The organism is Pseudomonas sp. MPB03 (assembly GCF_046605385.1).
GTDB lineage: Bacteria > Pseudomonadota > Gammaproteobacteria > Pseudomonadales > Pseudomonadaceae > Aquipseudomonas > Aquipseudomonas zanjanensis.
In genome coordinates this window covers 4,732,603-4,745,589 of record NZ_CP176770.1, presented here as the reverse complement: position 1 = coordinate 4,745,589, position 12,987 = coordinate 4,732,603, and the positions used below count along the sequence as shown (strand labels likewise).

Here is a 12,987-nt window from a genome sequence, read left to right as displayed (position 1 = left end):
CAGGAGGTGACACATGCATTCATCCGACCGCATTGAACGAAAGATCCTGCTCAAGGCCCCGCGCTCCCAAGTCTGGCGCGCCCTGGCCAATGCCGAAGCCTTCGGCCAGTGGTTTGGTGTCGCCCTTGAGGGGAAACGGTTTGTAGCAGGTGAGCGTACCCAGGGGCAAATCACTTACCCAGGTTACGAGCACCTTATCTGGGACGTCGCGGTGGAGCGGGTGGAACCCGAGCGAGTGTTCTCGTTTCGCTGGCATCCTTACGCAGTCGAACCCCAGGTGGATTATTCCCAGGAGTCTGAGACCCGTGTGTTATTCGAACTTGAGGACATGGATGGCGGTACCTTGCTCAAAGTCGTGGAGTCAGGTTTCAACAACATCCCAGAGGCTCGCCGACTCAAGGCTTTTCGCATGGACAGCCGTGGCTGGGATGAGCAAATGGCCAATATTGAAACCTTCCTGAACAAGGCTTGAGATCGAACGGCTGGTGGAGCTAAGGGTTTTCGGAAGGGCAGGTATAGCGAATGTCTTACACGAGATGGTAGCTATGTCGTCTATTTCGTTTTGGATCCGAGGCGTAATCTGGACTCATCCACTGAAGCACAGGAAGTGCTCAGGATCAGGGACGATCGACCATGCAAGGATTAGCTATCGACAGGGAGTCGTAATGGTCTTGGAAAAACCCGCTTCGGCGGGTTTTTTTTCGTCTGCTGGAACGTGTCAAAGGGTTCTATAGCGAAACGCTTACACGGCGTTGCTGCTTTCTCGTCTTTTCCCAGGACACCGGCAGGCCTAATCTATGTTCATCCACTGGGTACAGGGAGTGCTCAGGGTCATGGATGATTGGACCAGGCATGGAATGCCGGACAGGGAGTCAAATTGGTCCTCAAAAAACCCGCTTAGGCGGGTTTTTTTTCGTCTGTGAAAAAGTAGCCTGATGTGCCAAACGCAGGGTCAAGCGCCACTGGCTTGCAGCGCCTGGGCACGCAAACGAGCGATGTCCTTGCTCGGCGAGGCGCCAAATAGACGGCTGTATTCGCGGCTGAACTGCGAAGGACTTTCATACCCCATCTTGTAGCCGATTGACGAAACATCGCTGCTCTCCGCCAACAACAACCGGCGGGCCTCTTGCAGGCGCAGCTGTTTCTGATATTGCAGGGGGCTCATGGCGGTCACGGCCTTGAAGCGGTGATGCAGGGCCGAAGGGCTGAGGTTGATCATTTGTGCCAGGCTGTCGATGCTCAGCGGCTCGGCGTAATGACTATTGAGCCACTCGATGGCGCGACTGATGCGATGGGTCTGGGTGTCGGGAATGGCGATATCGTGCAAGCGCCGGCCTTGGGCGCCACGCAGCAGCCGGTAGAAAATCTCCTGTTGGGCCAGCGGCGCGAGCGTGGCGATATCGTCCGGGCTGTCCAGCAGCCGCAGCAAGCGCAACACCGCGTCCAGCAATGGCGCATCGATGCGATCCAGGAACAGCCCACGTCCGGTTCTTTCGGTCGGCACGCCGATGGGACTGGCGTCGGCAATCAGGCGACAGATCTGTGCCGGATCGATGTCGAGGCGGATGCACAGGTAGGGGCGCTCGGGACTGGCTTCAATCACCTGGCCGGCCAACGGCAGGGTCACCGAGACGACGAGGTAATTGAGCGGGTCATACACGTAGCACTCGTCCGCCAGGCGCACTTCCTTGCGCCCTTCGACAATCACGCACAAACCAGGTTTGTGCACGGTGTGCAGGGCTTCGGTTGGTTCGTCGCTGCGGATCAGGTGCAAGGCCTCGATGGCCGTGGGATGGACGCCGAAGTCCGGAGCGAAGCGCATCATCAGGCTCGCCAGTTCGGCGCGACGCTGACTAACGCCGTCGTCTGACGCCATATGGATGGACGTGGATACCGACATGCCGATCAATCTCCCAGGCCAAATGAGTGGACCGCGCTAGTAAAACCGATTGCGCGGTTGCCGGCCAGAGTCGGATTTATCGCTACAGGATCGTGCAAGTGCGCAGGAGGATCCGACTAACCCAGGCAAAGGTCGGTTGCCTAATCTGGACCTGTCAAAACGCTCCCACCCCGGGGGCCAACACGTCCAGACGAGGAAACCATCATGTCCGATATTCAAAACAAAGTCGTGGTCATCACCGGCGCCAGCAGCGGGATTGGTGAAGCGGCGGCGCGGTTGCTCGCGGCTCGCGGTGCTCGTGTCGTACTCGGCGCCCGGCGTATCGATCGTTTGCAAGCGCTGGTGCAGGAACTCGAAGCCGCCGGCCAGCAGGCGGCCTGCAAATCCGTGGACGTGAGCCGCCGCGATGACGTCCAGAGCCTGATTGACTTCGCTGTCGAACGGTTCGGTCGGGTCGACGTGATCATCAACAACGCCGGGGTCATGCCGCTCTCCAAACTCGAGGCGCTGAAAGTCGAGGAGTGGGACCGTATGATCGACGTCAATATCCGCGGCGTGCTTCACGGCATCGCCGCCGGCCTGCCGCTGATGCAGCGCCAACGTAGCGGGCAGTTCATCAATATCGCATCCATCGGTGCCTACGCCGTCAGCCCGACGGCCGCTGTGTATTGCGCCACCAAATACGCCGTGCGGGCGATTTCCGAGGGCTTGCGCCAGGAAGTCGGAGGTGATGTGCGCGTGACGGTGATTTCCCCCGGCGTGACCGAGTCGGAACTGGCCGAGAGCATTTCCGATGAAGGGGGGCGTGCCGAAATGCGTGAGTTTCGCCGGATCGCCATTCCGGCCGAAGCCATCGCCCGGGCGATCGCCTATGCCATCGAACAGCCGGCGGATGTGGACGTCAGCGAACTGATTGTGCGACCCACTGCCAGTCCGTTCTGAGTCGAGTTGAACCGACAAGGAAACCCTTTGTGGCGAGGGAGCTTGCTCCCGCTGGGTTGCGAAGCGACCCCAGGATTTTGCGACTGCTGCGCAGTCGAGCGGGAGCAAGCTCCCTCGCCACAATGGGACTGCCTCAAGGTTGTGTCCAACCCGACATAGTCTGTGCGCCGGCTTTGGTGCTTATCGTTACGCCAGTTCCAACCGCGCCGCAGCACGCTGGGTGATCTGCGAGCGCACCCGGAACGACTCGGCCGCACGCCGTTGGGCTTCTTCCAGGACGCGCGTCGGCGCGGTGTCCGGGCTGCCGGCGGTAAACGGCGGGGCAGGGGCGTATTCGAGCTGCAGTTGGACCAGCTCGGCGGTGTCCTGGTCGAACAGTTCGGCCGCCAGGGTCAGGGCAAAATCGATCCCGGCCGTGATGCCACCCCCGGTGAGCAGGTTGCCGTCGCGGACCACGCGGTCCTTGACCGGCGTCGCGCCCAGGGTTAGCAACAGGCTGTGATAGGCCCAGTGAGTGGTGGCGCGCTTGCCTTGCAACAGGCCTGCCGCACCGAGCACCAACGCACCGGTGCACACCGAGGTGATGTATTTCGCGTCGGCGGCTTGCCGCCTGACGAAGGCCAGCGTCTGCTCGTCTTCCATCAGCGGCCCGACGCCGGTCCCGCCGGGGACGCAGATCACATCGAGCTTCGGGCAGTCCTCGAACGTGGTGGTGGGCAGCAGCACCAGCCCGGTACTCGCGGTGACCGGGGCCAGGTCCTTCCAGATCAGGTGGACCTTCACATCTGGCAACGAGGCCAATACGTCATAAGGGCCGGTCAGGTCCAACTGCTGGACTTGGGGAAATAACAGCAAACCGATCTGCAACGTCATGTCGCGTTCTCCTTTGGATGATGCCCGAGGGGTGGACGGTTTTACTTTAGATCCGTAGGCTCTGGCGTATACGCCAATAAGCCCACGAATCACGCCAATATGCCCAACCCACCGAAAACCGTTCATGTCCTGGCCTTCGCCAACGTGCAAGTGCTGGATGTCACCGGGCCCTTGCAGGTGTTTGCCTCGGCCAACGATTTGGCTCGCCAGCAAGGCCTGCCGCTGCCTTATACGCCGACGGTCATCGCGGTGGGTGGCGGGGCGGTGATGTCCTCCGCGGGGTTGGCGCTGATGGCCGAGCCGCTGCCGAGCGAGGGCAGCGACACGTTGCTGATTGCTGGTGGCTGGGGCGTGTACGAAGCGGCGAAAGATCCGGCGCTGGTGGCCTGGATCAAGGCGCACGGCCTGCGTTCGCGAAGGGTGGCGTCGGTGTGCACCGGAGCGTTCCTGCTGGCCGCCAGCGGTTGGCTGGACGGACGGCGCGTGGTGACGCACTGGACTCGCTGCGAGCAATTGGCCGAGCAACATCCGCAATTGCGGGTCGAGCCCAACCCGATTTTTATCAACGACGGTCCGGTCTGGACCTCGGCCGGGGTGACGGCCGGCATCGACCTGGCCCTGGCGCTGGTCGAGGAGGACTTGGGCCGCGCGGTGGCGCTGGAGGTCGCCCGCCAACTGGTGGTGTTCCTCAAGCGTCCTGGCGGGCAATCGCAGTTCAGCGTGACGTTGTCGCTGCAAAAACAGGGCAGTCGGTTCGATGACCTGCACGCCTGGATCGCCGAAAACCTCACCCGTGACCTTGGCCTGTCGAGCCTGGCCGCCGAGGTGGGCATGAGCGAGCGCAGCTTTGTGCGTCACTACCGCGCCGACACCGGCCAGACCCCGGCGCGGGCCGTCGAGTTGATTCGCGTGGAAACCGCGCGCCGTTTGTTGTCCGACACCGCGGTGTCAATCAAACGGGTGGCGGTGCAATGTGGTTTTGGCAGCGAGGAAACCTTGCGCCGAAGTTTCCTACGGGCCATGGGCGTGACGCCCCAGGCCTATCGCGAGCGGTTCGCCGTCAGCCCTCAAGCAGATCCAACAACGCCTTGAGCGTGGCCTCGGGAGCTTCCTGGGGAATGTTGTGGCCGACACCGGCGAGCACTCGGCGCTCATAAAAACCCGTGAAATGCGCAATGTCTTCATCGTGTTCCGCAGCAGGCCCCACGCCATCATCGGCGCCGCACAGGGAAATGCTCGGCACGCTGATGGCCGGTTGCGCCGTCAGTTTTTCCTCCATCCACTCCAGCGTCGGATCGCCCGGTGCGTACATGAAGCGATGGCGGTAGGAGTGGATCACCACATCGACGAAGTCCGGGTTGTCGAACGACGCGGCGCTGAGGGGGTACAGTTCGGCGCCACGTTTCCAGGTCGGCGACCACAGGCGCCAAAGCAAGCCACACAGCTCGCGCCGGTTCTGGGTCAGGCCCTCGACACCCCGGGCCGTGTGGAAGTAGTACTGATACCACAGCCGATGTTCGGTTTCCGGGCCCAGCGGTTGCCTGGAGCGCGGAATATCCTGCAGGTTGTAGCCATCGCCGGTCACCAGGCAGCGCACGCGCTCGGGCCACAGTGCCGCGACGATACACGCCGCCCGACCGCCCCAGTCGTAGCCACACAGCGCCGCTTGGGGGATGGAGAGTGCGTCCATCAGGTCCAGCAGGTCCTGGGCCAGGGCGGCTTGCTGGCCGGAGCGCAGGATGGCCGGATTGTTGAAACGGGTCGGGCCGTAGCCGCGCAGGTAGGGCACGATGACCCGGTAGCCACGCTGGGCCAGGGCCGGCGCGACTTCATCGAACGCCCTGGGATCGTAAGGAAAACCGTGCAGCAGGATGATCGGGTCGCCGCTGGCGGGGCCGTGTTCTTCGTAGGCAATGCGCAGTAACGGCGTGACGGCGAAGTTGATCCTGGGCTCAAGGTTCATGTCGGCCTCCGGCAGTGTGCGGTTGTGTTCAGGCAGGTTCCTGGTTGACGTATTTGGCCCGATCCGGCGTGAACGTCACAATCATGTTCGTGCTGGAACAGGGCAGGGTGCGCTCCTGGGTCAGGTCGATGTCCAGGTCTTCACCGCGCAGGCCCTGCCATTGGGCGAGGTATTTGAGGCAACCGAATTTTTCGTTTTTCTTCAGGCTGCGGCTGACGCCACCTTTCCACCCCAGCACCGGCAACTCCCCGGCCAGACAGCGTTGCGCCAGTTCGGGAAACTTCACCGAACGATCGCGGCCGATTTCCCAGCACTTGATCAAGCCCCGGTCGTGGCCTTCCCAGAGGTCTTCGCGGGTCAGGCCTGTTCGGGGTGGGGTGGTGATGGGGCGTTTGATATGGGTCATGTCAGGTCCTTGAGTCGGGTTTTTATCGGGCAGCTCCGCTGCACCCGTGAGAGCGTCGATCTTAGGAGGGGTTGGCGGGGCTGGCAACTCGAAACGGGGTGTAACGCTAAATGGGTGACTTGCGGTGATTGCTTCTGTGGCGAGGGAGCTTGCTCCCGCTAGGTTGCGAAGCGACCCCATACCGGACGCTGTTTTTTGGAGGCTGGAAGATTTTTGCGCCTGCTGCGCAGTCGAGCGGGAGCAAGCTCCCTCGCCACGGGGTTGTGTTCCTACAAAAAAATAGGTGAACCGGAATTTTCTGGCGACTCACGTCGGTTGCCGGTTCGGAAGGGGTGGGGATAGGCTTTGCCCGTCGCTGCAAAATCAGCGACCGGGTTTGGTCACCCGTCCAATGTCAGGCGCATACGCGCCAACCTCAGCCTTTTTCGTAGCGAGGTCGGTGAACTCATTTTTCAAGCTAGGAGTTTCACAATGGACAAGATCAATCGTCATGGAGCCGAAAACCTCTCTGCCTACACCACCTTCGATACACAAAAACTCCGTGAAGCCGCCGACCGGGCGCTGAACGTTCACTTGTCTCCTCCCGCCCCACCCAAGCCCGACACCCAGGACGGCCAGGTTTTCACCGTGGTTCCCGGCCTCAACACCGAATCGGTGCTGACCACCCTCAGCGAAACCCTGGCTTCGGCCGATGCGCTGGTCAGTGACCTGGGGTTCGAGTTGGAAGGTTCCCGGCGTCATGTAGCGCTGGGGATTCAACAATTGATCGAACTGGCCAGGTTGCTGGCCAACCGAGCGTTGGATGACCTCGAATTGGCCGACTCAATACAATAGTCAGCCCACCACTTTCCCTGTGGCGAGGGAGCTTGCTCCCGCTCGACTGCGCAGCAGGCGCAAAATCTTGGGGTCGCTTCGCAACCCAGCGGGAGCAAGCTCCCTCGCCACAGGGACTGTGCCCAGTCTGAAGGGCCATTCAGCTCACGGCTGCCAATGATTCTTCTCGCCGCTCAACTTGCGGTCCAGGAAGCTCGCCGCACTGATCAGCGCCAGGTGGGTCAGGGCCTGGGGAGTATTGCCCAGGTGGTAGCCGTGGCTGTCGAATTCTTCGGCGTACAACCCCAGCGGGTTGGCGTAGCGCAGCAGTTGTTCGAACTCCAGCTGGGCTTTTTCCACGCGGCCGGCGCGGGCCAGGCATTCGACGTACCAGAACGAGCAGGCTGCGAAGGAGCCTTCGGTGCCGCTGAGGCCGTCGATGGGGCTGTCGTCGTTGCGGTAGCGGTAGACCATGCCGTCGCGCACCAGGCTTTTTTCGATGGCGTCGAGTGTCGACAGCCAGCGCGGGTCGCGGGCGCTGACGAAACGCACCAAAGGCATCAACAGCATCGAGCCGTCAAGGGCGGTGCTGCCCAGGCGTTGGATGAAGTGCTGGTGTTCGTCGTTCCAGAAGTGGGTCCAGATGTCTTGGTAAATGGCCTGGCGCGTCTCGTCCCAGCGAGCGAACGGGGCGGGCAGGGAGCGTTTTTCCGCCAGGCGGATGGCGCGGTCGACGGCGACCCAACACATCAGCCGCGAGTGCAGGAGATGCTGTTTGTCGCCGCGCATTTCCCAGATGCCCACGTCCTTGTCCTGCCAGACAGTGCATACCTGGTCGATCACCTCGACGGTGTGTTTCCAACCTTGATGGGAAATGGCTTCGCCGTATTTGTTGACCAGGTACACGGCGTCCATCAGCTCGCCGAAAATATCCAATTGCACCTGCTGGTAAGCCAGGTTGCCGATGCGCACCGGTTGCGCATTGCCGAAGCCGCTCAAGTGCGGCAGCTCGGTTTCCGGCAGTTCCTGCCTGCCGTCCAGGCCATAAAGGATGTTGAGTTTGGTCGGCTGCTCGCAGCAGTCGCTGACCCGGCCCCGCAGCCAGCGCATGTAGGCATTGGCTTCGTCGACGAAACCCAGGCGCATGAACGCGTAGACCGTGAACGAAGCGTCGCGGATCCAGGTGTAGCGGTAATCCCAGTTGCGCTCGCCCCCGCGGGTTTCCGGCAGGCCGAAGGTGGCGGCGGCGAGGATGGCGCCGTGTTTGCGCGAGGTCAGCAGTTTCAGCGCCAGGGCCGAGCGGTTGACCACTTCGCGCCAGCGCCCGCGATAGTTGGATTGGCCGATCCAGCCGCGCCAGAACGCCAGGGTCCGTTCCAGGCACATCGCGCTGGCATCGTCCTGCAGGCGCGGGTCGTCGATGCCGCCCAGCAGGAATTCGGCGCGCTGGCCCTGTTCCAGGGTGAACTCGGCCACGGCGACGTTGCCGTCCAGCGTCATGGGCTGATCGCCGCATAAACGCAGGCTCGGATGCCCCGGCGCGCTGAAGCAAATGTGGCTGCCGTCCTGGCTCGCGGTCGTCGCGGCCCGGGCGTAGTCATGCCGCACCGCGCAGCGCAGGCGAAACGTCGCACTGCCGACGGTCATGTGGACCTTGCGCATCAGCACCGGCAAATCGTCTTCGCTGTCGCCGATGGGCAGCAGGTCGGTGATTTCCACCACAGCGCCGTCGCTCAGCCAACGGGTTTGCAACACGTTGGTGTCGGGCAGGTAGATCTGTTGCCGACGGGCGTTCGGCAGGTCAGGCGCGAGTTGGAAAATGCCCGCTTCCGGAGTATCGAGCAGGGAACAGAAGATCGACGGGCTGTCGAATTCCGGCCAGCAGAAGAAATCGACGCTGCCCCGGTCGTTGACCAGCGCGGCGCTGCGCATGTCGCCGATGATGCCGTGGTTCTCGATGGGGCTTTGCGGTTCGTCATGGTCAGCCATTGCCGCGAAACCCCGGATAAAGGCTCATCCCGCCATCGATGAACAGCGTGGTGCCCACCACATAATCGGACCAGTCCGAGGCCAGCCAGACCACCGCATTGGCGACGTCCTCGACATCGCCGACGCGACCGTATGGAATCAGCTCCAGCAGTTTCTGCTCCTGCTTGCCCTCGGTGGCTTCGCGGTTGATGGCCGTGCGGATGGCGCCGGGAGCGATGCTGTTGATGCGGATGCGCTGGTGGCTGGTTTCCTGGGCCAGGCTCTGCATCAGCAGATCGACACCGCCCTTGGACGCGGCGTAATTGACGTGGCCGGCCCAGGGAATGCGCTGGTGCACCGAGCTCATGTGGATGATCTTGCCGGCGGCCCGGGACACGCCCTGGCGAATGCCCTGGCGATTGAAGATTCGCAGGGCGGCGCGGGCGCAAAGGAACTGGCCGGTGAGGTTGGTGCCGATCACGGTGTTCCAGTCTTCCAGGCTCATATCGACGGCGGCGGCGTCTTTTTGCAAACCGGAATTGGCCACCAGGATGTCCAGTGTGCCAAAGGCATCGAGGGCTTGGGCGAACAGGTGCTCGACCTCCTGTTCCTTCGATACGTCGGCCCCCACGGCGATGGCGCGGCCGCCGTTGGCGTTGATTTCACGGGCCAGTTCTTGCGCCGGCTCGGCGTTGGAATGGTAGTTGAGCACCACGGCGGCACCCGCATCTGCCAACGCCTTGGCCGCGCCTGCGCCAATGCCGGAGCTGGCGCCGGTGACCAGGGCAACCTGTCGGGCGAGGGATATCTGCATGGTCTAGCACCTTGAGTTGAGGGCCTTACCTGCTGACTGGTTTGAGGTGGGTGGAGTTCAGTTGGGTGAGGCGGTCATTCACAATGAACGGAACACATCAACAGATGTACAACACAAGACATGTGGCGAGGGAGCTTGCTCCCGCTGGGCTGCGCAGCAGCCCCAAAAGGCAATGAGCTCAATCTACCTGAATGTTCGAGGCGTCAGGTTTTGGGGCCGCTTCGCAGCCCAGCGGGAGCAAGCTCCCTCGCCACAAAAGGCCGCCTGCCGCAGGGCCGCTGTTACCACCCCCGTCCCGAATTCACCCAGAAATTCACCGACAACGACGTCGACACCGACTCCACCTGGTGAAACCAGCCCTCCGGCAAAAACAGCAAATCCCCAGCCTCCAGCGTCACGCGCAGGAAGGTCACGTCACGGGCCTGGGGGAAGCGTTGGTAGTCCGGCGCGTCCGGGTTGAAATCGCAGCCGTCCAGCCCGCCTTGGGGCGCCGTGGACCAGGTGCCCAAGGCTTCGCGATGATGAGGCGCGGCGAGGGTGAAGGTTTTCTGGCCCCAGACCTGGGCGAACAGATTGTCGGTGTCGTCGCGATGCAGGGGCGTCAGGGTGCCCTTGGGGCCGATCCAGATACGCGGTGGGATGAACAACGACGGGTCGAAGTAGGGCGGGTACTTGATCTGCTCCATTAGCTGCGCCGGCAGGATGTTGTTGCCCATGTAGGCCGGTGGTTCACCGTCGGCACCCTTGGCCGCCGGGCTGTCGAGGGAAGCGATAAAGTCGGCCATGGACGTGGAGCGAAAATCCCGCTCGGTGGAGAAGGTCTTCTTCACGTAGTCGCCGTGACGGGTGATGCCTTGCAGCTCGGCGAAATGCACTAGGGATTCTTCGCGGCTGAGCTTGAACAATGGCCAGTCCTGCAGGGCATCGCTGATGACCAGCGGAATGCCGTGGGGCAGGTACTGGGCGCGGAACTGCTGCACCGACAGCCCGCTGCGCGGCCGCCGTTCCACGCTGCGTTGGGTCGGCAGGCTGGCGGTGAGTTTTTCACTGAAGCGTGGCGGGGTCGGGTAGCGCTTGTTCATGTCGACCTTTTCCACCACGCCACCGCCATGCCGGGCATGGTCGATGATCTGCGGCAGCAACGTCGCCAGGCCCATGTTGCCGCCGATTTTCAGGCGACCGCTGGCGAACAGTTCCTCGACATTGGCCATGCCGGCCATGATCCCGAGGAAGTCCTTCTCCGCCACCTCGATGGTCACGTCGGGGCTGGTGTGGCGGCCCGCCTCCGTGCGGCTGTTGGCCTTGACCTCGGACCAGTACGCCTGGTGCGGGCCGAACACGAATTGGAAGACGCCTTCGATACCAACGGCGCCGGCATTGGCGAACAGCTTGCCCAGGATGGTTTGCAGGTCCACGGTGGTCACTCTTGCGGGTTTTTGGTCTTAGCAGGTAACGAGGGCCCGGATCAGAAATTTAGGCCTTGTCGCTGCGTCATCGACCCTTGCCCTAGCGCGTTGCGACCATGAACAGCCGGGGAAACGGCAGCAGCACCGTTCCATCGTCCTGGGCTGGGTAAGCCTGTTCGATCGCCTTGAGATACTGTGCCAGGTATTGCTCGCGCTGTGTCTCGTCCAGCGGCTCGAGAAACGGCCGCAAGGCGCTGCCCTTGAACCATTCCACCACGCCTGCGGCACCGCCGGCCAAGGGGTGATGGTAGGTGGTGCGCCACACATCGACGCGGCTGCAGTGGGGCTTGAGGATCGCGTAATAGGCGCTGGCATCCGCCATCTCGGTACGCGAATCAGCCGCCGCGGCCAGTTGGCTGGCCCAAGGCCCGTTGGCGGCGATTTCCCGCATCAAGCGGTGGGAGGGCTGGTGCAGGTTGTCGGGCATCTGGATCGCCAGGCTGCCGCCGGGGGCGAGTTTGCCCATCAGCGAGGGCAGCAGGGTGGCGTGGTCGGGCAGCCATTGCAGCACCGCGTTGGCGAAGATCACGTCGAACGGCCCGGGTTCATCCCATTGGCCAATGTCGGCCGTATCGAATGTTACGGCGGGCAAGCGCTTGCGTGCGGCGTCGACCATGTCGCTGGAACTGTCCAGGCCGCGTACCGTGGCGCCGCTGAAATGTTCCACCAACAGTTCGGTGGAGTTGCCCGGGCCGCATCCCAGGTCGATCACCGTGCGCGCCTCCACGGGAGGAATGGCGGCGAGCAGGTCCCGGGACGGACGGGTGCGTTCCTGTTCGAAGGTGACATATTGCTTGGCGGACCAACCCATGGCGTTCTCCTGTGCGGTGCAGTGATCGAGATGTCGCCAGTATAAGGTCGTGTGGGAAGATGAGCCGCGTTATCGTTCATCGCGGGCAAGCCTTGCTCCCACATGCCTCGCTCTCACATGCCTTACACCCAGAAGGGGCAGGCATCTCGTGGCGAACGTCACGGTTTTGACTAATTCCATGGGTTAGGATTTCGTTATCTTCCCTACACGACCGATCGGAGAAAACCGCAGTGACCCAACTGACCCTGCTGTGCCTGCCTTATTCCGGCGCCAGCGCGATGGTGTATAGCCGCTGGCGGCGCACGTTGCCGCAATGGCTGCACGTGCAACCGGTGGAATTGCCGGGGCGCGGTGCGCGCTTCGACGAGCCGCTGCACACCGACATGGGCCCGTTGGCGATGCAACTGGCGCGGGAGCTGCACCCGACGCTCCAGGCCCCGTACGCCTTGTTCGGCCACAGCCTGGGCGCGCTGCTGGCCTGCGAAATCGCCCATGCCCTGCGTGAGCTTGGCAGCCCGGAACCGGTGGCGCTGTTTGCCTCCGGCACCGCGGCGCCGACGATGCGCGCCGACTATGACCGCGGTTTCGCCAAGGCGAAAACCGACGCTGAGTTGATCGAGCAACTGCGCACCCTCAATGGTACGAGCGAGGAGATACTGGCCAATGAAGAGCTGATGGACCTGACCCTGCCGATCCTGCGGGCCGACTTTTTGCTGTGCGGCCGTTTCCAGCCACGGCAACGTCCGCTGCTCAAGTGCCCGGTGCATGTATTCGGCGGCACGGCCGACAAGGCCACCACGGAGCAACTGATGGGCTGGCGCCAGGAAACCACGGGCAGCTTCTCGGTCGACATGCTGGCGGGCGGGCACTTCTTCATTCATGAGCACGAGGCCAAGGTGCTGCGGCTGATCAAGGATCAATTGAGCGTGCATCATCGGCGGCATGGGTTGGCCATCAGCGCCTAGCCCGTTCAAGACCCGCTTCTGTGGCGAGGGAGCTTGCTCCCGCTGGGCGGCGAAGCCGCCCCAAAG

General features: G+C 62.7%; 13 protein-coding genes. 5 read left to right on the top strand and 8 right to left on the bottom strand.

Annotated elements, in window-relative coordinates:
• Positions 1-13 precede the first annotated feature (13 nt).
• The gene (locus ACLH0I_RS20270; protein WP_250963118.1) at positions 14-472 is read left to right on the top strand and encodes an SRPBCC family protein; all 459 of its coding nucleotides are present in this window, start codon (positions 14-16) and stop codon (positions 470-472) included.
• 480 nt (positions 473-952) lie between these two features.
• Here ACLH0I_RS20270 and ACLH0I_RS20265 read toward each other — a convergent pair whose 3' ends face one another.
• On the bottom strand, positions 953-1,900 hold the full coding sequence (locus tag ACLH0I_RS20265) for an AraC family transcriptional regulator N-terminal domain-containing protein (RefSeq protein WP_411385221.1): 948 nt from the start codon (positions 1,898-1,900) through the stop codon (positions 953-955).
• 204 nt (positions 1,901-2,104) lie between these two features.
• Here ACLH0I_RS20265 and ACLH0I_RS20260 point away from each other — a divergent pair, with 204 nt between their 5' ends.
• On the top strand, positions 2,105-2,842 hold the full coding sequence (locus ACLH0I_RS20260) for an SDR family oxidoreductase (protein ID WP_411385220.1): 738 nt from the start codon (positions 2,105-2,107) through the stop codon (positions 2,840-2,842).
• A 186-nt stretch (positions 2,843-3,028) separates the two neighbouring features.
• Here ACLH0I_RS20260 and inhA read toward each other — a convergent pair whose 3' ends face one another.
• Complete coding sequence (gene inhA / locus ACLH0I_RS20255; protein ID WP_250963121.1) at positions 3,029-3,715, bottom strand: isonitrile hydratase; 687 nt, start codon at positions 3,713-3,715, stop codon at positions 3,029-3,031.
• Positions 3,716-3,814: 99 nt separating this feature from the next.
• Between inhA and ACLH0I_RS20250 the strand changes: the two genes are divergently transcribed.
• A complete protein-coding gene (locus ACLH0I_RS20250) occupies positions 3,815-4,807 on the top strand; it encodes a GlxA family transcriptional regulator (protein WP_411385219.1) in 993 nt (330 codons plus the stop codon).
• Here ACLH0I_RS20250 and ACLH0I_RS20245 read toward each other — a convergent pair.
• The gene (locus tag ACLH0I_RS20245; RefSeq protein ID WP_250963123.1) at positions 4,776-5,678 is read right to left on the bottom strand and encodes an alpha/beta fold hydrolase; all 903 of its coding nucleotides are present in this window, start codon (positions 5,676-5,678) and stop codon (positions 4,776-4,778) included. The genes ACLH0I_RS20250 and ACLH0I_RS20245 overlap by 32 nt on opposite strands.
• Positions 5,679-5,706: 28 nt before the next feature.
• On the bottom strand, positions 5,707-6,084 hold the full coding sequence (locus ACLH0I_RS20240) for a hypothetical protein (RefSeq protein ID WP_411385218.1): 378 nt from the start codon (positions 6,082-6,084) through the stop codon (positions 5,707-5,709).
• Between the two features lie 471 nt (positions 6,085-6,555).
• Between ACLH0I_RS20240 and ACLH0I_RS20235 the strand changes: the two genes are divergently transcribed.
• Positions 6,556-6,918, top strand: a complete 363-nt coding sequence (locus ACLH0I_RS20235; protein ID WP_250963125.1) for a DUF6124 family protein — start codon at positions 6,556-6,558, stop codon at positions 6,916-6,918.
• Positions 6,919-7,062: 144 nt separating this feature from the next.
• On the opposite strand, the gene ACLH0I_RS20230 is transcribed toward ACLH0I_RS20235, so the two are convergent.
• The 4 genes from ACLH0I_RS20230 to tam all read right to left on the bottom strand — a co-directional run bounded on the left by ACLH0I_RS20230 (position 7,063) and on the right by tam (position 11,956).
• On the bottom strand, positions 7,063-8,886 hold the full coding sequence (locus tag ACLH0I_RS20230) for a glycoside hydrolase family 15 protein (protein WP_411385217.1): 1,824 nt from the start codon (positions 8,884-8,886) through the stop codon (positions 7,063-7,065).
• Positions 8,879-9,679, bottom strand: coding sequence for an SDR family oxidoreductase (locus ACLH0I_RS20225; protein ID WP_411385216.1), 801 nt, complete (start codon positions 9,677-9,679; stop codon positions 8,879-8,881). Before ACLH0I_RS20225 ends, ACLH0I_RS20230 begins: the two co-directional genes overlap by 8 nt.
• A gap of 281 nt (positions 9,680-9,960) precedes the next feature.
• Positions 9,961-11,094 carry a cupin-like domain-containing protein gene (locus ACLH0I_RS20220; RefSeq protein WP_411385215.1) on the bottom strand — a complete coding sequence of 378 codons (1,134 nt, stop codon included), beginning with the start codon at positions 11,092-11,094 and terminating at the stop codon, positions 9,961-9,963.
• Positions 11,095-11,185: 91 nt separating this feature from the next.
• Positions 11,186-11,956, bottom strand: coding sequence for a trans-aconitate 2-methyltransferase (tam, locus tag ACLH0I_RS20215; RefSeq protein ID WP_411385214.1), 771 nt, complete (start codon positions 11,954-11,956; stop codon positions 11,186-11,188).
• A 230-nt stretch (positions 11,957-12,186) separates the two neighbouring features.
• On the opposite strand from tam, the gene ACLH0I_RS20210 reads away from it, so the two are divergent.
• Positions 12,187-12,921, top strand: a complete 735-nt coding sequence (locus tag ACLH0I_RS20210; RefSeq protein ID WP_250963130.1) for a thioesterase II family protein — start codon at positions 12,187-12,189, stop codon at positions 12,919-12,921.
• The last annotated feature ends 66 nt before the right edge of the window (positions 12,922-12,987 follow it).